Below are 21,662 nucleotides of genomic sequence, written 5' to 3'. Positions count from 1 at the left end.
GCCACTTCGGGGCCGCCGGGACGAGGGCCCGCACGGAGGTTCACGCCCCCTCGGGCAGGGCGGTGCGGAGGAACCCCTCGTACCCGCGCGCGGCCACCCGGTCGCACATGGCCCGGTAGTTGCCCACGCCGCCCGCGTACGGCAGGAAGGTGCGGGGCTTTCCGGCGATGTTCGCACCGGAGTACCAGCTCTCGGCCCTGCCGTAGAGAGTGAACTCGGCCAGCTCCCTGACGTGATCCATCCAAGCCGCCTCGGCGCCGGCCTCGGCCTCGATCAAGGCCCGTGGGCCGAACGCGCGCTCGAGGTCGGCGAGGCAGGCGGCGATCCACTCCACATGCTGCTCGATGGAGACGATCATGTTCGTGAGCACGGAAGGGCTGCCGGGACCGGTGATCGTGAACAGGTTGGGGAACCCGGCGCTCATCAGGCCTAGGTAGCTGCTCGGCCCGGCCGCCCACGCGTCCCGAAGCCGCCGCCCGCCGCGGCCTCGGATGTCCATCGCGAGCAGCGCACCCGTGATGGCGTCGTATCCGGTGGCGAAGACGACGGCGTCGACGTCGAAGGTCTCCCCGGCGGTTCGGATTCCGTTGGGGACGATCTCCGTGATGGGGGTCTCGCGCAGGTCCACGAGGGTGACGTCCGGACGGTTGTAGACCGCGTAGTAACCGGTGTCCAGGCACAGGCGTTTGAGGCCTATGGAGTAGCCGGTGGGGACCAGCCGTTCGGCCGTCGCCCGATCGGTCACGATGGAGCGAATCTTGTCTCGTACGAAGTCGGCCGCCGTCCGGTTGGCCTCCTCCGAGAGCAGCAGATCGGAGAAGGCGGCCAGGAAGCCGACCCCGCCGCGCGACCACCTGCGTTCGAACTCGGCCAGTCGCTCCTCCGGGCTCACCTCCAGGGCCGAACGCTCCCCGTACTCGATCAGGAACCCGCCTGGCGAGGTCCGGGCCCGCCGGGCGAGGGCGTCGCGGTTGTCCTTGAACCACCGTTCCCGCGCCGGGTCCAAGGGGCCGTTCACCGCCGGTGTGCTGAAGTTGGGCGTCCTCTGGAACACCGTCACGTGCGCGGCCTGCTCGGCCACGGCGGGAATCAGCTGGATGCCGGACGAACCCGTACCCACCACGGCGACCCGTTCGCCCGTGAAGTCGACGCCCTCGTGCGGCCAGCGGCCCGTGTGATACCAGCGGCCCTCGAAGGATCCGAGGCCGGGCAGGTCGGGGACGTTGGCCGCCGACAGGCAGCCGACGGCGGTGATGAGGAACCTGGCGCGCAGGGGGGCGCCGTGTTCGGTCGTCACCGTCCAGCAGCCGTCGTCCTCGTCGTACACCGCGCCCGTCACCCGCGTGCCGAACCGGATGTCCTCGCGCAGGTTCAGCCGATCGGCGACATAGCCCGCGTACCGCAGGATCTCCGGCTGTGCGGCGTAGCGCTCGCTCCAGCTCCACTCCCGGGTGATCTCGGGGCAGAAGGAGTAGGAGTACTCCAGGCTCTCCACGTCGCAGCGCGCTCCCGGGTAACGGTTCCAGTACCAGGTGCCGCCGACGTCTCCGCCCGCCTCCAGGACGCGGGCCGTGAAGCCCGAGACACGCAGCCGGTGCAGCATGTACATGCCGGCGAATCCGGCGCCGACGACGATCGCGTCGAACCGGGCCGCGCGATCGTGCGGCCTCACCAACGTCTCGGACACGAACGAATTCCTCCTGCGGGAGCGCGAACCGGCCCAGGGAAGGCCTCCAGGCCCGGCCGCTCGCAGGGGTGAGCTGCGGGCGACCGCCAGGCCGACCGGTTGACGACTTTCGCATCCGGGTCTGTAACGGGCCTGAAACGACGGGGCGGCACCTCGTCCTGCGCGCCCCGGCGTACCGGACCGCCTCTCTGGAATCGCGCTGACGCGGAACGCGCGGCCGCTCGCCCCCTGCGTCAGCGGCGCGTCAGCGGGGCTCCAGGATCCGGTGCGACAGTGTCCGCGGCGGAGGCTCGGGGGAGCGCCTCGGCGGCCACGAGACCGCATCAGGCGGAGTGCCGGCGTGGGGGCTTCTCACCGCGGTGCCGTCCCGGGACACCGGGAGACGGCCGGGGACGCGACGGTGACCCTCGCGCGCCGAGGGTCACCGGTGGCGCCCGGCGCCGAGCCTCGAGGCAGGACCGCACGCAGGACATCTCGAAGGGGGAGAACGAGTGCTGGAGAAGCTGGTCGAAGGCGATCTTCCGCCGGTCATACTTGTGGACTTCGCCATGTTCTCCACCGCCGACACGATGACCGGCCTGATGGGCGTCCCGGAATCAAGGTGGGAGACCTACCGCATCGACGCCGTGCAGGACCTCGAGATCCACGGGTCCCTGACCATCGCCCGGCTGGCCGACCTGTACGCAAAGGAGATCGAGGGGCTGGGGCGCCGGCCCGCCGCCGTGCTCGGCTACTGCAGCGCGGCGACGCTCGCACTCGCGCTTGCTAAGCGGCTCACGAGCAGCGGGGACGGGCACGCGCCCGCCGTGGTCCTCGTCGAGCCGACGTGGCTCACCGTGACCATGATCGGGCAGGAGCTGGACGCCCTGCGGGCGACGCTCGGCGCAACCGGAGACCGGCCCGCCGAGCTCACACTCGACACCGTCCTCGCCACGCTCACCGGCGACCTCACGACCAAGCTCGCCGTCGACGGCATGCCCGAGGCCGAGATCGAGACGTGCGTCACGATGCTGACCCAGCGCTACGAGGCATGGTTCGGCTTCCTCTTCGCGACCGTGGACGCGGCCGTGCCGACGCCCGAGGCGCCGGTTTCGCTCGTCGTCAGCGGTGCCAGTGACCGGGGACCGGCGCCGGGATGGACCGCGGCGCAGTGCTCCTCCGTCCGGGTCGACGTTCCCCCCGGTGAGTTCCTGCGGAGCCCCGTGGTGCGCCAGAAGATCTTCGATCTGATCGACCGCGCATGAACGCGACCACGGCGGGTGGACCGCCGCAGACGTCGTATCGGGCGCGTGTCTACTGCTTCGCCCACGCCGGCGGCTCGGCGGGGGAGTTCCGTGAGTGGACGGGCCTCGCCGGCGAGGTCGAGATCATCGGTGTGGAACGGCCGGGACGCGGCGCCAGGTTCGCCGAACCGGCCTCACGGGATCTGCGCGCCCTGGCCGGGGAGCTGGCGGACTCCCTGCCGCTTGACCTGCCCTTCGGTCTGTTCGGCCACAGCTTCGGCGCCCTGCTCGCCTTCGAGATCGCGCACGCGCTGCGCGCTCGCGGTCGCAGGACCCCCGATTGGCTGTGGGTGTCCGCCTTCCCGAGTCCCGACATCGCGCGCCGAGAGCCCGAGGTGCGGCACCTCCCGGACGCCGACCTGCTGTGGACGCTGCACAGGAGGCACGACGGGATTCCCGCCGAGGTGCTGGAGAGTCCCGAACTGATCGAGATCGTGGCGACGTACATGCGGGCCGACTACGCGGCCATGGAGACCTACCGATTCCAGGACCGCCGGCCGCTGGCGTGCGCTCTGCAGGTCCTGTGCGGTGCCGACGAGCACGACCTGCACGACAGGCTCGGCGGCTGGGAGCAGCACTCCGCCGGCGCCTTCTCCATGCGCCTTCTCCCGGGCGGCCATTTCTACCTGCGCCGTCCCGACAACAGGCGCCGCATCGTGCAGGCGATGCGCGCTGCGGCGATGACCATCGATCCGACTCCGGGGGTGGAGTGATGAGGGAGATCTCAACCGGTCCGCGACGCGACGGAGGCGGTCGCTCATGACCTCCGAACCGCGACAGTGGGGGCGTGCGCCGGAGGTGGACGCGGAGGCGTCCGTGGGAGAGCTGATCGCCGAGGCGGGCGCCGAGTTCCCGGACCTGCCGGCGGTCCGGGATCTTGGACGGGGCCTGAGCCTGACCTACGCGCAGCTCCTCGGACAGGTCGAGGCGCAGGCCGACGGGCTGCTGGCACGCGGGGTCGGGGCCGGCGACCACGTGATCGTGGCGCTGCCCCGTTCCGTCGAGGAGATCGTGGCCGTCCTCGCCGTTCTCAGCGTGGGGGCCGTCTACGTTCCTGTGGACGCCTCGCTCCCGGAGCCGAGGCTCAGGTCGATGCTCGACCCGGTCCGGCCGAAGGCCGTGGTCGCGGACTTCGCCGCGGCCCGCTCCATCGTCCGGGCCGCCCCCGCAGGGTGCGTGCCCGTCCAACCGGCGCCGATGACCCACCCGCCCGCCGCCGGCCCGCGCAGGGCTTGGGCCCAACGGGATCCCGGGGACATCGCCTACATCACGTTCACGTCGGGATCGACCGGTGTGCCGAAGGCCGTGCGCATTCCCCACCGCGGTGTCGTGCGCCTCGTACGCGGCGCCGTCTACGCGCGGAGGGGGCCCGGCGAGCGGATGCTCCGGCTCGCCCCGCTGGCCTTCGACGCCTCGACGCTGGAGATCTTCTGTGCGCTGGCCACCGGCGCGACCGCGGAGGTCTTTCCCGACGGCCCGGTCTCGCCGGGCGAACTGGCGGTGTTCATGCGCGAGGCCGAGGTCAGCGTCGCCTTCCTGACCGCGGGCCTCTTCCGGGTCGTGGCCGCCGAGGCGATCGAGGCCTTCGCCACCGTCCGGCAGGTGTTCACCGGCGGTGACGTCGTGCCCCCGGACGCGGTCCGCGCCGTGTTGTCGCGTCATCCCGGGCTGACGGTGGTCAGCGCGTACGGACCGACCGAGAACACCACGTTCTCCACGGTGCATCCCATGCGGAGCGCGGCGGAGGTCGAGGCGCCCGTGCCGATCGGCAGGCCGATCGCGGGCACCTCCGCGCTGGTCCTCGACGAGGCGGGCGAGCCGGTCGGGCCGGGCGAGGTCGGCGAGCTGTATCTCGGCGGCAGCGGGCTGGCCGCCGGCTACCTGGGCGCCCCCGAGGAGACGGGACGGGCCTTCGTGACACCCCCCGGCCGGCGGGAGCGCTTCTACCGCACGGGCGACCTCGTGCACTGGGACACGACGGGACGACTGCACTTCGACGGGCGGCGCGACCGGCAGGTGAAGGTGCGCGGCTACCGCATCGAGCTGGCGGAGATCGAGGGCCGGCTGGCCGGGCACGCCGATGTACGGGACGTCGCCGTCGTGGTGACCGGCGCCGACGCCGGATCCAGGCGCCTGCTCGCCGCGGTGGTGGCCGACCACGAGGACGGCCTGGTGGCACGCCTGCGCGAAGCGCTGCGCGCCGAACTGCCCGACTACATGGTGCCGGCGCTGTGGGTGGTGACCGACAGGCTGCCGTACACCTCGAATGGCAAGGTGGACGTCGCCGAGCTCGAACGCCGCGCCACGGCGGGCGACCGCGGCCGGCCGCCGGCTCCGCCCGCCGGAGGGACGACGCGCCACGGCGACGGCGGCGGACGCGGCGAGGACCGCGGGCCGGTCTTCGAGGACGTCATCGCCGGCGTATGGCGCGAGGTGCTGGGCACGGCCGATTTCGGCGTCCAGGATCCCTTCTTCGAGATCGGCGGGGACTCGCTGCTGGCCGGGCGCGTGCACACACGCCTGCGCGCCGAGCTGCCCGACCACCCTCTGCGCATCGTGGACATCTTCCAGTACCCGACCGTCCGGGCGCTGGCCGAGCATCTGAGAGGGGTGCGGCGGTGAGCCGGGAGACGGGCGCACAGCGGGAGGGCGTCGCGATCATCGGATTCGGGCTGCGACTGCCCGGCGCCGAGACCGCCGCGCAGTTCTGGGACAACATCGCTTCCGGCCGGGAGTGCCTCACCCGGTTCGAGCCCGGCGAACTGGCGGCGGAGGGGGTGCCGGAGGCTGTTCTCGCCGATTCGGCCTATGTCCCGGTGCGCGGGGTGATCTCGGGCGTCGAGGACTTCGACGCAGGTCTGTTCGGCATGCCGCCGCGCGAGGCCCAGGTCACGGACCCGCAGCAGCGGCTGTTCCTCGAGTGCGCGCTTGAGGCCCTGGAGAACGCCGGATACACCCAGGAGACGGCCCCCGGTCCGATCGGGGTGTACGCGGGCACGGGCAAGAACCACTACCTGATGCGGCACGTCATCGGGCACGCCGGCCTCGTCAGGAACCTCGGGGACATGGCCATGCTCGTCGGCCACGAGAAGGACCATGTGGCGACGCGCACGGCCTACCGGCTCGGTCTGCGGGGCCCTGCGATCACCGTTCAGACCTCCTGCTCCACGTCGCTGGTCGCCGTGCACATGGCCGTGCAGAGCCTGGTGCGGCACGAGGCGGACCTCATGCTCGCCGGTGGCGCGTCGGTCGTCCTGCCCCAGAGGTCCGGCTACCTCTACAGCCCGCACGACATCCTGTCGCCCGACGGGCACTGCCGTGCCTTCGCGAAGGACGCCAGGGGCGCCGTGCCGGGCAACGGTGTCGGCGTCGTGGTGCTGAAGCGGCTGAGCGACGCCGTACGCGACCGGGACACGATCTACGCGGTGATCAGGGGATCGGCCGTCAACAACGACGGGGAGCGCAAGGTCGGCTACACCGCCCCCAGCGTGAGCGGGCAGGCGGACGTCATCCGCGCCGCGCAGGCCGCGGCGGGCGTGGGCCCGGACACGATCCAGTACGTCGAGACCCACGGCACCGGCACGGAGCTCGGCGACCGGATCGAGGTCGAGGCCCTCGTCCAGGCGTTCGGGCGGGGCGAGCCGGGTTCCTGCGCGCTCGGCACCCTGAAGCCGAACATCGGGCACGTGGACATCGCCGCCGGAGTCGCCGGGCTGATCAAGGCGTCGCTCGCACTGCACCACGGCCGCATCCCGCCGAGCATCAACTGCGATCAGGAGGACCCCGGCCTGGGCCTCGACGACAGCCCGTTCTACATCAACAGGACGCTGCGGCCCTGGCCCACGACGGACGGCCCGCGCAGAGGCGCGGTCAGCGCTTTCGGCGTCGGCGGCACGAACGCGCACGTCGTGCTCGAACAGGCTCCCCCCATCGCCGACAGCCGGCCGGCGCCGGCCCTGCCCGTCATCGTGCCGCTCTCGGCGCACACCCCGGACGCCCTGACCGAGCTGACCGACCGGCTGGCCGGGCACGCGCGCGCCAACCCCGAGGCCGACGTCCGCGACATGGCGCACACGCTGCGGCTCGGCCGCCGGCAGCGGGAGTACCGCTCCGCCGCGGTCGTGTCCGGCGCCGCCGAGCTGGGTGTCCCCTCGGCGTTCCGGCTGCCGGCCCGCAGCAGCGACTCGGTGAGCGTCGGCTTCCTCTTCACCGGCCAGGGCAACCAGCACCCCGGCATGGCCGCGGAGCTGTACGACCGGTTCCCCGTCTTCCGCGCGGCCATGGACGACTGCGCCAGGGAGTTCTCCGTCAGCACCGGCATCGACATCCGCTGGACGCTCTGCGACGTCCCCGGCGACCGTGCCGCCGCCCAGGCCGAACTCGACGGCATGGCCCTCGCCCAGCCGTCCGTCTTCGCCGTGGAGTACGCGACCGCCACGCTGCTGCTGTCGCTGGGACTGCGGCCCAAGGCGTTGATCGGCCACAGCCTGGGCGAGTACGCGGCGGCCTGCATCGCGGGGGCGATGAGCCTGGCCGACGCCGCGGCACTGGTGGGGGCCCGAGGCCGCCTGCTGGACCGCGTGCGGGGCGGGGCGATGCTGGCGGTCTTCGCGGCGGAGGAGAGCGTCGCCCCGCTGTTGCCCGCGTCCCTGTCGGTGGCCGCGATCAACGCACCCCGCTCGATCGTGGTGACCGGCCCGGCCGACGCGATGCCGGACCTCGTCGAGCGGCTCGACGCGCGCGGCATCCGGCACCGTAAGGTCCCCGTGCCGATCGCGGCGCACTCGGCGATGCTGGACGGCCTCCTCGACGAGTTCCGCGCCCATGCCGAGAGGCTCGCCTACCGCCCGGCCGCCATCCCGGTCGTCTCCGGGATCACCGGACGGCCCGTCGACCCGGAACGCGGTTTCGACGCGGACTACTGGACGCGCCACCTGCGCCAGACCGTCCGGTTCGCGGCCGCGGTCGAGTACGCCCTCCAGTGGCGCGACCCGCTGCTGATCGAGGTGGGCCCCGGCCGCACGCTGGCCAACCTGGCGCACGAGACGGCCGCAGGCCGCCCGCTGGTGGCCCTCGCCGCCCTGCCCGGCCGCAAGGACGACGCGCGGCCGCCGCAGACCCTGCTGGAGGCCGTGGCCGCGGCGTGGTGCGCCGGAGCCCCGGTGGACTGGTCCGCCCTCGACGACGACCCGCACGCGCGCCGGGTGCCCCTGCCCCGCTATCCGTTCCAGCGCGGCAGGCACTGGCTCGATCCGGTGGCGCCCGAGCCGTCCGGACCGGAACGCGGCGTGCGCATGCCCGCGCCCGCTCCGGAGACCGCTCCGGAGACCGCCGCGGAGCGGCGCGGCCTCCCGGCGGAGCGGGAGATCACCGTCGTCTGGCGGGACCTGCTGGGAGTGGAGGACGTCGGCCCCGATGACAACTTCTTCGCGCTCGGCGGCCAGTCCCTCCTCCTCGTCCGGATGATCGCCCGGCTCAAGGAGCTGACCGGCGTCGCCATCCCGCTGCGGGACGCGGTCGCCGCCCCGACCGTGCGGGGGATCGCGGCGCTGCTCGCGCACCACGGAAGGGGCCGCGCATGACCGCCGGTGACGCCAGGCTCGCGGTCGTCTTCGGCGAGGGCGCGGTGACCCTCGGCGACATGCTGGTCGGCCTGAGCTTCTGCCACGATCTGATCTTCGTGGTGGCGCCGGGCCCGGACGGCGCGCGCTACGCCGCCCTGCTCGAGTCGGCGGGCACCGTCATGACGCTCACCGGAGACTCGCACGCCGACGGCCGAGCGCTCCGCGCGGCCGGGGCGAGCGGGATGGTGACCTTCAGCGAGCAGGAGCTACCCGTCGCCGCCGGGCTCGCCGCCGCGGCCGGCCTGCCGTTCCACAGCCCGGAGACCGTCGAACGGCTCACCGACAAACACCTCCAGCGGCGGGCGATGCGCGAGCACGGCATCGAGACCCCGGCGTCGTGGCTGCTGCGCAGCCCCGCGGACTGGCCCCGGGACGTTCGGCTGCCCGCCGTGCTCAAACCGGTCCGAGGGGAGGGCAGCCGCAACACTCACCTCGTAGAGGACGCCGCCGAGGGCGCGGCCCTGGCCGGCCGGCTCCTCGACCCCGAGGGCGCCGCCGCGGAGGAGGGTCTCGTCGTCGAGGAGTGCCTGACGGGCGTCCCGAGCGAGCCCTTCGGCGACTACGTCTCGGTGGAGAGCGCCTGCGCGGGCGACAGCATCCACACGATCGGCGTCACCGGGAAACTGCCGCTGCTGCCGCCGTTCCGCGAGAACGGGCAGTTCTTCCCGGACACGCTGGACGACGCCCTGCGGGCCGAAGTGATCGAGATGACCGAACGGACGCTCCGGGCCCTCGGCGTGCGGCATGGGATCACCCACACCGAAGTCAAGATCACCGATCGCGGGCCCCGCGTCATCGAGGTCAACGGCCGCATCGGCGGGTTCATCAACGAGCTGTACCTGCGGGCGACCGGCATGGACCTCATCGAGGTCGCGGGCCGGCTCGCACTCGGGCAGGACGTGGAGCCGGCCGTGCGTCCCCGGGACGGCGTGTTCTTCCAGCACTACACCCGGCCGCTGCCCGAGGCGACCCGGGTGGTCGCGATCGAGGGGGCCCGCTCGCTCACCCGGATTCCGGGGATCACCGCGCGACGCCAGCTCGTCCAGCCGGGCACTCCGTTGCCGGGCGACGGCAAGGCGGTCTATCTCGACCTGCTCGTCGGCGACGCGCCGTCGCACCGGGAGATGCTCGCCGTGCTCGACCACGCCCTTTCGGGGATCGGCTTCACCTTCGACACTCCGGCGGGCCCGGTCACCCGAACCGGCGCCGAGCTGCGCGACAGAGTTCCGGTCCACCGCTGACCGGGCGCGAACCAGGGGGGCTTGTATGGGAGAAAGAAAAGCGGGGGTGAGCGGGCCGGACAGCGGCCGCTCCGAGGCGACGGGGATCGCGGTCGTCGGCTACGGCAACGCCGGGCGCCAGCACGTCGACGCCCTGGCCGGCGCCGCCGGCGCGTACGCCGCCGCGGTGGTGGAGACGGATCCGGCGGCGGCGTCGCGAGCGCGGGGCGCCGGACTGACGGTGCGCGCGCTGGACGAGGTGCTGGCGGACGACGCCGTCCGGGCGCTGGCGCTGTGCCTGCCCCCGGGCGCCCGTACGGACGTCGCGCGGGCCGCCGTGGCCGCAGGCAAGCATCTGCTGCTGGAGAAGCCGCCGGCGCGCACCGCGGAGGAGCTCGCCGGGCTGCTCTCGCTCGCGGACGACGGCGAGGTCCTGGCCGCGGTGATGTTCCAGCACCGGTTCGCCCTGCCAGAACCGCTGCGTGCGATCGAACCGGAACGGTTCGCGGGGGCCGTCGCGAGCCTCACGGTCTCCCGCGCGCGTCCCGACGCGCACTACCGGCAGGCCGGCTGGCGCTCCGACCCCCGCCACGCGCTCGGAGGCGTCACGGCACACCTGGGAGTGCACTACCTCGACCTGGCATGCCAGCTGCTCGGAACGCCGCGTGCCGTGACGCCTCTGTCCAGGACCGACGCCGCACCGGGCATCGACACCCAGCTGTGCGGGCACATCGCGTTCGAGTCCGGCGCCCAGCTGTCGGTCGCGATCACCAGCCGCTCCGTCGCGAGGGCCGAGCAGCTCACGGTGCTCGGCGCCGACGCCTGGCTGGAGGTCCGCTCGGGCGCCGTCACCGGCGAGATCGACGGCAGGCCGATCGAGGGACGAACCCGTCCCGCGTCGGTGTTGCGCACCGAGGTCTACCAGGAGTTCTCCGGCGCGGTGGCGGGCCGCACCGCCCTCGGCCTGGCCGCGCTCAGCCGCAGCCGCGGGGTGGTGGAGGCGCTGGACGGCCTTCTCTCCGGGCACGCCCCCGCCGCTCGCACCGCGGGGGCCGCCCGATGACGAACGTCCCGGCCATCGGTCTCAGCTCGGGTACCCTGCCCGGAGCCACCGCCGCGGAACTCGCCGACGCCGTCCTCGCGTACGGCGGTTCCGGTGTCGATCTGAGGATCGGCAAGAACCTGCGGTGGGAGCGCGACGGCGTCGCCGAGGCGGTGCGCGGGTTCGCCGCGGCCGGGCTCCACGTCTTCTTCACCGGCGTCGGGTGGCGGCTCGGCGATCCCGCCCTGCCGGATCCGGCGGCGGCAGGCGTGCCGTCCGAATGGCCGGTGAAGGTCTTCTGCGTCGAGGCGCCCGACGTGGGGCTGGTCGCCGACCAGGTGGCGGCCGCCGCGGACGCCGGGCTCGAACTGTGGGTCGAGACGCATGCCGGGGGGCCCGGCGTGAACGGCCTGATCGATCTCGCCGAACGCACCGGTGTGGGGGTCGTCCTCGACGTCCTGGGTCTCGACGAGATCGGCGGCGCGGACCGGCGTCAACTGGCCGGCCTCGCCCCGCACGTACGGGCGGCCCAGGTCAAGGGTGTGCGGCGGACCTCCGATGGAGTGCGGCACCGCTCCCTGACGCCGGCCGACCTCGAGCCCGTCCTGCGGGTCATGGACCGTGCCGCGCTGCGATGCGTGACGGTCGAGTCCCGCGCGGGGACCCCGGCGGCGGACATGGCCGTTCTCGCCGCCGCCCTCGTGCCGGCGGGCGCCCACCCGAACGCGACTGCGGCGACGAAGCCGCCGGAAAAGGAAGAGGGACTCCGATGAAACTGGCAGTCATCGGCGACGAGCTGGCGCAGGACTGCCAGGTGGTCGCCGAGACCACCGCCGAGCTGGGATTCGACGCCGTCGAGATCAGATCGATGGAGGGCACCCCGCCCCATCTGCTCACCGACGACCAACTGGTGCGGGCCCGGGCGATCCTCGACGAGCACGGGCTGGCGAACGCCGGGTTCGCGCCGCCCGCGTTCAAGGTCGCGCTGCCTGAGACGGACGACGACCTTCGGGCCGCCGCGGACCTGCTGGTGGACGGCTGCCGCCGGGCGGTGCTGCTCGGCGCCCCCCACGTCAGGATCTTCAGTTTCTACCGTGACGGCGACCCCGACCCGGTCCGCGCCGCCCGCGTGGCCGCCCGCGTCCTGGACGGGCTGCGGCTACCCGTCCCGCTCGTCGTGGAGAACGGCACCAGGACCAACACCCCGACGTTGCGGCACGTGATGACCTTCCTCGAGGCGCTCGGCCGTGACGACGTGGGCGTGCTGTGGGACCCGGGCAACAGCGTCTTCAGCGGCTGGGACCCCGTCCCCTTCCCCGGCGACTACGAGGTGGGCCGCGAGCGGATCCGACACGTGCACGTGAAGGACCCCGACGGCACTCGCGGATACGTCCGGCTCGGCGACGGCGACCTCGACTGGCCGGTGATACTGCGACGGCTGGCGGACGACGGCTACACCGGGTTCGTCAGCCTTGAGACCCATTGGCGCCAGGGCAGGCAGCTCACCGCCGCCGAGCGCGACGACCCATGGGGCGAGGAGTTCTCGCGCGGAGCCTACGTGGCGAGCGTGGCGTGCATGCGACGGCTGCGCGGCTGGCTGGACGACCTGGCCACGGCGGGCGCGGGGTCGTGACCGTGCCGGGAGCATCGCCGCTGATACTGCTCGGCGCGCAGCGCTCGGGCACCACCGCCCTGGCGGGGGTGCTCGACGCGGCCTTCGAGGCGGTGGGCGGACTCTTCACGATCAACGGGAAACTGCCCTACGTGCTGCATCGCTGGTGCACGGAGGAGGACGTCCGGGCCCGTCACCTGCGTGTCGACGAGATGCTGCACGCCCTGCGCCGCAGACCGCCGTACGGACGGCGCGGCGAGCGGTGGCTCGCCACGGTGGAGACCGTGTTGCGCGAGGCGGCCGCCGAGGTCGCCGCAGGATCCACCGGGGACGCGGTGGCACTGCGGCGCGACCTCGTACGGCGCGCCTACGCGGGCGCGACCCGCTTCGGCGAGAAGTACAACGAATACCTCCTCGAACTCGACCGGCTCGCCGAGACCGTGCCGGACGCCCGGTGGGCGCTGCTGGTCCGCCACCCCTCGGCGGTGGCGGCCTCGATGCTGCGGTGGTCAGGCGACCGCCCGTGGCGCCCCCGCACGCGCGAGGCCGCGCTGGACAAGTGGGCCGCCTGGCACGAGCCCTGGCTGCGGCACGAGCGAACCCGCGACCCCGCCCGCTGTGTGGTGGTCGAGTACGGGCGGCTGTGCGCCGGCGAGGACCTCGATCGGCTCTCCGAGGCGGCGGCCCTGGAGCTCGCCCCCTTCGCGGGTCTGCTCACCGAGCGTCCGGGGCCGCAGATGCCGGACGATCTGCCGCCGCACGTGGAACGGATCTGGCACGACCTTCTCGACCGGAGAACGCTATGACCGTAATCCCCGACGCACGAAAGGCATTTCCGACATGAGCGACCGCCCGCAGCCCCAGCCGTACGAGACCACGACCGCCAACTCCGCCTTCGGCCTCGGGCTTCACCACGTGCAGCTCGCCCTGCCGCCGGGGGAGGAGGAGGTCTGCCGTCGTTTCTACGTGGACGTGCTCGGCATGACCGAGATCCAGAAGCCCCCCGTGCTGGCCGCCCGTGGCGGCCTGTGGGTCCGCGCCGACAACCTCGAGATCCACCTGGGAGTCGAGGAGGACTTCCGTCCGGCGCGTAAGGCCCACCCCGGCATCCTCGTCGCGGACCTCGACGCCCTCGCCGCGTCGCTGGCCGACCGGGGGGTCGAGATCACCTGGGACGACAACTTCCCCGGCCACCGGCGTTTCTACGTGAAGGACTGCCACGAGAACCGGCTGGAGTTCCTCAGCCCGGTCGAGTCGCGAAAGCCCGGGTCGTGAGCGCCCCGGAGGTCCTCCGCCGCCTCGCGCGCAACTGGATAGGGCTCCCCGACGTCCCCGGCGCCCGGCGCTGGGCCTGGGTGGCGGTCATCGACGCGGTCGGCACGGGCATGCGCATCCCGGTCACCGTCCTCTATCTGACCGCCGTGGTCCGGTTGCCCGCGGCGTCGGTGGGCGTCGGGCTCGGGGTCGCGGCCCTGGTGGGAACGGTGTGCGCGCCCGCGGCCGGCGCGCTCATCGATCGCCTCGGCCCCAAGACCATGGTCATCGCCTGCTTCCTGACCGCGGCGACCGGCTACCTCGGCTACCTCGCGATCCGCGACTGGGTCTCCTTCATGGTGGTCGCGGTCGTCGCCGAGATCGCCGAGCACAGCGCGCGGCCCGCCAAGCAGGCGCTCGTGGCCGCGATGGTCACCCCGGAGCAGCGCGTGCCGCTGATGGCCTTCCAGAGGTCGGTGCGCAACATCGGCTTCGGCCTCGGCGGGCTGACCAGCGCGGCGCTGGTCGCCCTGAAGGCCCACACCGGCTACACGATGGTGCTGGCCGGGGACGCGGTGTCGTTCCTCGTGGCCGCCGCGCTGGTCACCGGCATCCACGTGACGCGCCCGGCGGCGGCCGCCGCCGGCGCGGGCGGGGGCGGGGGCGGGAAGGCGAGCCCGCGTGGCGGGTTCCGCGAGGTGCTCGCCGACCGCAGGTACGTCGCGCTGGCCGTGCTGAACACGCTGGTCATGACGCACGTGACGGCCCTGAACGTGGGCGTGCCGCTCTGGATCGACCAGCACACCGCCGCCTCGCCGGGGCTGGTGGGAGTGCTGTTCGCGATGAACACGGCGCTCGTCGTGCTCCTGCAGGTCCGGCTGACCAAGGGGATCTCCCGGGTCGGCCAGACGCCGCCGGTTTACGCCCGGGCCGCGGCGGCCTTCGCGCTCGCCGCGATCGCCTACTGGGCGGCGTCCCTGGCCGGGGACGCGTTGTCGGTCGTCGTGGTCCTCCTGGTGGTCGGCGTGCTGGCCCATACCGCGGCCGAGTTGTACGGCGCGGTCGGCGAATGGACGGTCTCCGTCAATCTCGCTCCGGAGCGCCTGCGGGGTCGTTATCTCTCCCTGTTCTCCATCAGCTTCTCCGCGCACCAGGCGATCGGCCCGGTGCTCGTCATCGTCCTGATCACGCAGGCGCCCGGTATCGCCTGGTTCGTCCTGGCGGCGGTTCTGGGGGTGGGCTGCCTGGCGAGCGCCTGGCTGGCCCACGGAGCCGAGGAACCGGCCGAGACGGGCACGACGACCGAACCGGCCGCGGCCGCCGCGGCGCCCGGCACCGACTCGAAGGAAGCGAGCAGCACGGCATGACCACACCTGACCACACGCGGCCCGTCTCGACCGCCGACCTGCTCGGCGAGGCGTGGCAGGCGGCCCTGGGCGCGGCCCCGGCCGGACCGGACACGGACTTCTTCGCCGTGGGAGGCGACTCCCTGCTGGCCGTACGGATGCTGAGCAGGCTCCGCCAGGCCCGTGTCGCCGCGACACCGGCCGACATCCTGCGCGGGCGCACGTTCAACGGCATCCTGTCCCGGCTCGAAGCGCTCCGCGAGGCCACGGACCCGATGAGATCAGAGGGGACGGCCGGCGGGGGAAGGACCGGCACGGTGCCGCTGCTCCCCACCCAGCACCGCTGGATCGCCAACGGATTCACCGATCCCGACCACTTCTCCCTCGGCTGGATCTTCGACGTGCCGGAGCGCACGCCCGACGGCCGGCCTGTGGACACCGGGGACGTGGAGGCCGCCGTCCTCGCCCTGGCCGGCAGGCACGAGGCTCTACGCACCCGCTATGTGCTCGAGGGCGAGGGCGCGCCGCGCGCAGAGGTGCTCCCCGCCGCGCCGGACGGCCTGTTCGTCAAGGCCGACGTGCCCGACGACGAGGTGCCCGGCGTGCTGCGGGACGGCTGGCGGGCGCACCGGCTCGACGAAGGGCGGGTGCTGGCCGCGCGCTGGCTGCCGGCCCAGCGGCTGCTCCAGGTCGCGCTCCACCACCTGACGCTCGACGGTTTCTCCGTCGAACTCATCGCGGACGACCTGGAGGCCCTCCTCGTCGGCGCGGACCTCCCGGCCGCTCCCGGCGCGCCACGGGACCGGGCGCGGGCGCTGTCTGCCTGGCTGACCTCCGCGCAGGCCGGCCGGGACGCGGCGGCGTGGGCCGGCCAGGACTGGACGCGGGTCCGTCCGGTGCCGGTCGAGGCGACCGGGCCCGGCCTGCTGTCCAGCATGGACGTCACGAGCGCCGAACTGGACGTCGCGCACACGGCCGCGGTCCAGCGGCTGGCCGTGCGCAGTGATCTGACCTTCGAGGCGCTGGTGCTGACCGCCGCCGCGGACGCGATCATGGAACGGTTCGGCCTGCCCGGGGTGAGCGTGGACACCTACCACCACGGGCGGGACAGGCTGCCCGGCGGACCGGACATCACCTCCGGAATCGGATACTTCCAGGCCAGCTATCCCGTCGTGGTGACCGCCGGCCCGGGTGACTGGCTGGAGCGGGCCGCGGCCGTGTCCGACCGGGTGCCGAAGGACCGCTTCGGGTTCGACGCGCTGCGGTTCGCCGGGCACACCGCCCTCGCGGACCTGCCGTCCAGCGGCATCCGGCTGAACTTCCGCAGCCGGATGAGCGAGATCAACGCCCGTGAGGTGGACTGGCTCCCGCCTTCCACGGTGTCGGCCGGCGGCCGCCGTTCGCCCCGCCAGACGGAACCGTACGTGCTGATGCTGGAGGCCGACCAGGTCGGCGAGCGGTTCGCCTTCGCCGTCAAGTTCAGCCGGGACCACTTCGCCGGGGAGACCGTGGAGCACCTGGTGCGCTCCACCCTCGCGCGGCTCGAGCAGGCCGCTCTCCGCGCCGGGGGGCCGGCATGACGCCGCCCACGACTACCGGCCTCGCGTCCGCGGCCTCCCACCTGCCGCTCGTGCTCGAACTACGGGACGTCGTGCTCTCCGTCGGCCCGCCGGGCGCCGAACGGGTCCTGCTGCGCGGCGCCGACCTGAGGATCCGCGAGGGCGAGAAGGTTCTGCTGTCCGGGTTGGACGGCGAGGCCCGCAGCAGCCTCACGGCCCTGTTGGACGGCCGGATGCCCCCCACGTACGGAACGGTCAGGGTCGGCCCCGTCCGCAGCGGACGCCTCGGGCGCCTGCGGGCCGGCCGGGGCACCACGGTGCTGGACGCCGGAGACGGGCCCGGCAGCGTCACCGTGGCCGACCTGCCGCCGGACGACGACCCGTTCAGCGTTCTGGTACTCGCCGGACACGAATGGGCAGGACTGAGCGTGCCCGGCCGATACCGGTCCCTGCGGCTCGACGGCGGGCAGTTCGTCGAGTCGCCGCCCGCCCGCCCGCCCGCGGGCGTCCGCGTCCCGCTGGCCGAACTGCATCGCCGCACTCTGGCCGCCCTGCTCGAGGCCGGTGTCGAGGCGCCGGCCGCCGAGGCCGCGAGCAGCGTCCTGGTCGACGCCGAACGCCGAGGGCACCGTTCGCACGGCGTCGCCCTGCTGCCCACCTACCTGAGGCGGATCGAGGAGGGCGGGATCCGGGCCGCGGCCCGGCCCCGTCTCACCGAGACCGGCCCCGCCGTCGCGACCGTCGACGCGGGGGGCGGCCTCGGCCAGCCCGCGGCCCGGCTGGCGGCCGACTGGTGCGCGGCCAAGGCGGCGGAGCACGGACTGGCGGCGGTCGCCGTGCACGACAACAACCACGTCGGAATGCTCGCCGCCTATCGGCACGCGTTCCAGCGGCACCAGGTGGTGGGCTTCCTGCTCAACACCTCCGGCCCCTCCGTCGCCGCTCCCGGCGCCGGCAGGCCCACCCTGGGCAGCAACGCGATCTGCCTGGTCACTCCCTCCGCTGAGGGAGGAGAACCGTTCTGCGTCGACCTGGCGACCGGTGTCGTCGCCGCCGGAAAGATCAGAGACGCCTTGAACAGGGGAGTGCCGGTGCCGCCGGGCTGGCTGCAGGACGCGTCCGGCGCGCCCACGACCGACCCGGGCGACCTCGACCGCGGCGGCTCGATTCCCCTGTTCGGCGGCTACAAGGGGCTGTGCGTCACCCTCCTGGCGGAGATCCTGGCCGGTGCGGTCGCGGGCCGCCGGGTGAGCCCGGACGTCGGCAAGCAGCGCAAGCACCCGGAGCAGGTGATGGGCTGCTCGCAGCTCTTCATCGGGCTGTCCGCCCGGCATCTGGGTCCGGCGGGCGAGCCGGAGGCGCTGGACGGCTTCGTCGACCGGCTGCGCGCCGCCGTGCTGGACGGCCACGCCACCCGGCCGGCCCGCCCATGGTTCCCCGACCAGCCCGAGGAGGACCACGCCGCCGAGGCCGACGCGCACGGGGTGGAGGTGCCGGCGTCCGTGCTGGCCGAACTCGGATGGGGGCTCCCCTGATCGCCGACCTCGCCGACCCCGCGCTCGGCTCCGCCCCCGGTTGGCCGCTGGTTCTGTACTTCCACCACGTCAACGCCCTCGTCGACCACTACACCGCGCTCTCCCCCGACCAGTTCCGCAGGGGCCTCGACACGGTGCTCGGCACGGTCGGCCCGGCGCTGGACCCGGCCGCCGTCGGGCCGGGATTCCGTCCGCCCGACCATCCGAGCGTGCTGTTCACCTTCGACGACGGCTACCGGGACAACCTGCAGGTGGCGGCTCCGCTGCTCGCGGAGTTCGGCGTCAAGGCGCTGCTCTTCTGCGTCACCGGCGAGTTGGACGCCGCCGACCGGCTGAGCGAGTCGGAGCGGGCCGCGTTGCCGCCCCGCAGGAGCTTCCTGACGTGGGAGGAGGCGGAGCGGTTCGCGGCGCTCGGACATGTGCTGTCGGCGCACACCGTCCGTCACCCCAAGCTGCCGGAGCTCGGCAGGAACGAGGCCGCCGAGGAGGTCACGGCGTCGCTGCGCCGGGTTCGCGAGCGGACGGGCGAGCCGGTGCGGACGTTCGCCTACCCCTACGGGCTCATCCCCGAGCGACCTCCGGTCCCCGCCGGCCTCCTGGCCTTCGGAACGGTCAAGTCCCCGCCGGCCTCCTGGGAGCACCGCCCGCTGCACATCCGCCGCACCTATCTGCCGAGCGGCGAGGTGGAGCGGTGGGCGGGCCTCGCTACTGGATGGAGAGAGCAGTGGTTCGGATCTCAGTAGTCATTCCCACCCGCGACAGAGCCCGCGACCTGCGGCGATGTCTCGACGCGCTGACAGAGTGCGCGCGCCGCCTCGACGGCTCGGACTCCCGGGCGAAGCTGCACCAGGTCATCGTGGTGGACGACGCCTCGGTCACCGGGCACGCCACCGCGGTCGCCAGGTCTTCGCCCCTGCCCGTCGAGATCCTGCGCAGCCGGGACCGGAAGGGGGCGGGCGCCAGCCGCCGGCTCGGCGTCGAACTGGCGACGGGTGATGTGCTCGCCTTCCTGGACGACGACGCCGCACCGCGCGGCGACTGGCTCATCCAGGCCGCGACGGTGGACGACGGCAGCCCGGCGATCACCGGGCGGGTGCTCTGCTTCGACTTCGGCCTGCTGTCCCGCGCGCGCCAGGCCCGATACGACGCCCGGTACGCACGGCTGGAACGCGACGCCCCGGTCGGCTTCTTCGCCGGCGGCAACAGCGCGGTCCTGACCGAGGTCTTCCATGAGGTGGGCGGTTTCTCCCAGGAAGGCACGGGCGGGGACAACAGCCTCGCCCGCTCCCTGGCAGAGCGCGGGACCCCGGTGCGGTTCCGGCCCGAGCTGGTCATCGCGCACCGCAACGGGAAGGGCTGGCGGCGCGCTCTGTCGGACGCGTGGTCGTCGGGCCGGCAGCAGGCCGAGCGTATGACCGCGTCCGAAGGGCTGCGGGCGTTGCGCGACGGGGCTGTCGGAGGCACGCGGACGATACGGGAGGTCAACAGGGCCCTGGGGGCGGTCCACGTGCTGGGCAGATTCACGGCGCCGAGGGGCGTCCGATGACCGTCACGTCCTCGGGCGCCCCCGGGCGCGGACAGGACGGGCAGGCGCCTACCCCAGGTGCCCGCACGTCTCCTTCTCGTGCTGACGCCAGAGCTCGGCCGCGTACGCCCGGAGCAGTCCGGGCAGCACGTACCGGTCGCGCGGATACCGCGTGAGCAGGTGCGAGGCGGTGAGCTGGTCGAGCAGCGGACGGACCCGGTGCACGGGCAGACCGGCCAGCTCGGCGGCGGCCCGCGCGGTGACGTCGCCCTCCGTGCGGCATCCGAGCCGGCGGAACAGTCCCGCCGCGTGCTCGCCGAGGGACCGATACGACCAGGAGAAGACGGTGCGCAGGTCGGTGGTGGGATCACCGCCCGTCAGGACGTCCAGGGGCGCCCAGCCCCCCAGCATGTCGGCGGCCAGCCTCGTGAGAGGGCGCACCGGATACGTCTCGGCCTGCGCCGCCACGATGGCCAGCGCCAGCGGCAGCCCGCCACACTGCTCGACGATCTCCTCGGCCGCGTCGTGCTCCGCCTTCACCCTGTCCTCGCCCAGGCGGCTCGCCAGCAGGGCGTACGCTTCGGCGGGCGGCAGCGGGCCGAGGGTCAGCTGTCGCGCCCCTTCGGTGACGACCAGTGGCGTCAACTGCGTCCGGCTGGTCACCACGGCCGCGCACTCGGGCGAGCCGGGCAGGAGCGGGCGGACGTGCGCGGCGTCCCTGGCGTTGTCGAGCACCACGAGGATCCGTTTGCCCGCCAGGAGGCTGCGATACAGGCCCGCCCGGGCCTCGACGCCGGCGGGGATGCCGCTCGGCGGCACGGCGAGAGCGTTGAGGAACCCGTACAGGGCGTCCGCCGGGTCCAGGACCGATCCGCTCGGGTCGAACCCCCGGAGGTCGGCGTAGAGCCGGCCGTCGGGGAACCGCCCGGCCACCCGCTGCGCCCAGTGGACGGCCAGTGCCGTCTTCCCCACTCCCGGCGCCCCGGACACCGCCAGGATGGCGGCCGAGCCGGTCTCGGTTCCCTGTTGCCGCTCCAGCACCCGGTCGAGGTGTTCCAGCTCGGCCACGCGGCCGACGATCCTGCCCCCTCTGGGCGGCAGCTGCGCCGGAACGACCGGTCCCGCCTGGCTCACCCCGGCGGAGCCGGGCAGGTCGGGCGCGTCCGCCCCGGGCCGGATCGCCAGGCGGGCGACGGGCGGGTCGAGAGAGGCGTCGTGATTGAGGATCGCCTCCTCCAGCGCCTGCAACGGCCTCCCGGGGGAGACACCCAGCTCCCTTCTGAGCCTGCCCCTGAGCCGGTGCAGGACGGACAGCGCGTCGGCTTGGCGGCCCGTCCGGTACAGCGCGAGTGACAGCTGCCGGTGCAGGTCCTCGTAGAAGGGGTGCTGGCGGGTGAGGTCCTCCAGCTCCGGGATGAGCGCGGCGTGCTCGCCCAAGTCGAGCCGGGCCTCCACGAAGACGGTGAACGCGATCATGCGTACCTGTTCGAGCCGCTCGGCCTGCTCGTCCAGCCAGGGGTGAGCGCTGAGGTCGTCCAGTGGCTGACCGCGCCACAACGAGACGGCCTCCCTGAGCTTGGCCGCCCGTAACCGGGGATCGGCCGACCGCCTCGCCTCGTCGATGAGCCGCTCGGCGATCTCCACGTCGGTGGTGACGTCGCCCTGGACCAGGCAGTATCCGGCCGGCCGCGTGACGATCGACTCGCGTACCCCGAAGAGCCGGCGCAGGTAGGAGATGTGGCTCTGCAACGTGTTCACGGCCGTGACGGGTGATCGGCCGCCCCAGACGACGTCGATCAGCCTGTCGTAGCTGACCACCTTCCCCACCCGCAGGGCGAGCGCGGCCAGGGCGGTCTTCCTGCGCAGTCCCGAGACGTATCTCGCGGTGTCGCCGAAGACGACGTCGAGCGGCCCGAGAAGCCTGATGGTCACCGGTCGGGCCGGCCCGGTGCTCGGCCCCGCCTGCCAGGTCTCC

Annotated in this window: 17 protein-coding genes; 15 read left to right on the top strand and 2 right to left on the bottom strand. The window is 73.4% G+C overall.

Annotation, left to right across the window (positions count from 1 at the left end; genetic code table 11):
- Positions 1–40: 40 nt before the first annotated feature.
- Positions 41–1,687, bottom strand: coding sequence for a flavin-containing monooxygenase (locus tag QSK36_RS34270; protein ID WP_285785245.1), 1,647 nt, complete (start codon positions 1,685–1,687; stop codon positions 41–43).
- 491 nt (positions 1,688–2,178) lie between these two features.
- Between QSK36_RS34270 and QSK36_RS34265 the strand changes: the two genes are divergently transcribed.
- The 15 genes from QSK36_RS34265 to QSK36_RS34195 are packed head-to-tail and all read left to right on the top strand — an operon-like array spanning position 2,179 to position 19,708.
- On the top strand, positions 2,179–2,931 hold the full coding sequence (locus QSK36_RS34265; protein ID WP_183544497.1) for a thioesterase domain-containing protein: 753 nt from the start codon (positions 2,179–2,181) through the stop codon (positions 2,929–2,931).
- Positions 2,928–3,683 (top strand): thioesterase II family protein, encoded by a 756-nt coding sequence (locus tag QSK36_RS34260; RefSeq protein WP_183544495.1) that lies wholly within the window; start codon positions 2,928–2,930, stop codon positions 3,681–3,683. Before QSK36_RS34265 ends, QSK36_RS34260 begins: the two co-directional genes overlap by 4 nt.
- Before the next feature lie 46 nt (positions 3,684–3,729).
- Positions 3,730–5,592, top strand: a complete 1,863-nt coding sequence (locus QSK36_RS34255; RefSeq protein WP_183544493.1) for a non-ribosomal peptide synthetase — start codon at positions 3,730–3,732, stop codon at positions 5,590–5,592.
- Entirely contained in the window at positions 5,589–8,552 is a 2,964-nt protein-coding gene (locus tag QSK36_RS34250) for a type I polyketide synthase (RefSeq protein ID WP_285785244.1), read from the top strand. The genes QSK36_RS34255 and QSK36_RS34250 overlap by 4 nt, the downstream gene beginning before the upstream one ends.
- Positions 8,549–9,835: an ATP-grasp domain-containing protein gene (locus QSK36_RS34245; RefSeq protein ID WP_285785243.1), complete on the top strand. Its 1,287-nt coding sequence runs from the start codon at positions 8,549–8,551 to the stop codon at positions 9,833–9,835. Before QSK36_RS34250 ends, QSK36_RS34245 begins: the two co-directional genes overlap by 4 nt.
- Before the next feature lie 25 nt (positions 9,836–9,860).
- Positions 9,861–10,877 (top strand): Gfo/Idh/MocA family protein, encoded by a 1,017-nt coding sequence (locus tag QSK36_RS34240; protein ID WP_285785242.1) that lies wholly within the window; start codon positions 9,861–9,863, stop codon positions 10,875–10,877.
- Positions 10,874–11,629 carry a hypothetical protein gene (locus QSK36_RS34235; RefSeq protein WP_285785241.1) on the top strand — a complete coding sequence of 252 codons (756 nt, stop codon included), beginning with the start codon at positions 10,874–10,876 and terminating at the stop codon, positions 11,627–11,629. Before QSK36_RS34240 ends, QSK36_RS34235 begins: the two co-directional genes overlap by 4 nt.
- Positions 11,626–12,489, top strand: coding sequence for a sugar phosphate isomerase/epimerase family protein (locus tag QSK36_RS34230; protein ID WP_285785240.1), 864 nt, complete (start codon positions 11,626–11,628; stop codon positions 12,487–12,489). The genes QSK36_RS34235 and QSK36_RS34230 overlap by 4 nt, the downstream gene beginning before the upstream one ends.
- A 2-nt stretch (positions 12,490–12,491) precedes the next feature.
- Complete coding sequence (locus tag QSK36_RS34225; protein WP_285785239.1) at positions 12,492–13,274, top strand: sulfotransferase; 783 nt, start codon at positions 12,492–12,494, stop codon at positions 13,272–13,274.
- A gap of 34 nt (positions 13,275–13,308) precedes the next feature.
- Positions 13,309–13,743: a VOC family protein gene (locus tag QSK36_RS34220; RefSeq protein WP_285785238.1), complete on the top strand. Its 435-nt coding sequence runs from the start codon at positions 13,309–13,311 to the stop codon at positions 13,741–13,743.
- Positions 13,740–15,089, top strand: a complete 1,350-nt coding sequence (locus QSK36_RS34215) for an MFS transporter (RefSeq protein WP_285785237.1) — start codon at positions 13,740–13,742, stop codon at positions 15,087–15,089. Before QSK36_RS34220 ends, QSK36_RS34215 begins: the two co-directional genes overlap by 4 nt.
- Positions 15,086–16,648, top strand: a complete 1,563-nt coding sequence (locus QSK36_RS34210; protein ID WP_285785236.1) for a condensation domain-containing protein — start codon at positions 15,086–15,088, stop codon at positions 16,646–16,648. The genes QSK36_RS34215 and QSK36_RS34210 overlap by 4 nt, the downstream gene beginning before the upstream one ends.
- A complete protein-coding gene (locus QSK36_RS34205) occupies positions 16,645–18,162 on the top strand; it encodes an Ldh family oxidoreductase (protein WP_285785235.1) in 1,518 nt (505 codons plus the stop codon). The genes QSK36_RS34210 and QSK36_RS34205 overlap by 4 nt, the downstream gene beginning before the upstream one ends.
- Positions 18,147–18,905 (top strand): polysaccharide deacetylase family protein, encoded by a 759-nt coding sequence (locus tag QSK36_RS34200; RefSeq protein ID WP_183544473.1) that lies wholly within the window; start codon positions 18,147–18,149, stop codon positions 18,903–18,905. The genes QSK36_RS34205 and QSK36_RS34200 overlap by 16 nt, the downstream gene beginning before the upstream one ends.
- A complete protein-coding gene (locus QSK36_RS34195; protein WP_285785234.1) occupies positions 18,887–19,708 on the top strand; it encodes a glycosyltransferase family 2 protein in 822 nt (273 codons plus the stop codon). Before QSK36_RS34200 ends, QSK36_RS34195 begins: the two co-directional genes overlap by 19 nt.
- A 48-nt stretch (positions 19,709–19,756) precedes the next feature.
- On the opposite strand, the gene QSK36_RS34190 is transcribed toward QSK36_RS34195, so the two are convergent.
- A complete protein-coding gene (locus tag QSK36_RS34190) occupies positions 19,757–21,619 on the bottom strand; it encodes an AfsR/SARP family transcriptional regulator (RefSeq protein WP_285785233.1) in 1,863 nt (620 codons plus the stop codon).
- Between the last annotated feature and the right edge of the window lie 43 nt (positions 21,620–21,662).

This window comes from Microbispora sp. NBRC 16548, assembly GCF_030268985.1.
Lineage (GTDB): Bacteria > Actinomycetota > Actinomycetes > Streptosporangiales > Streptosporangiaceae > Microbispora > Microbispora catharanthi.
This window is presented reverse-complemented; position numbering and strand designations above follow the sequence as displayed.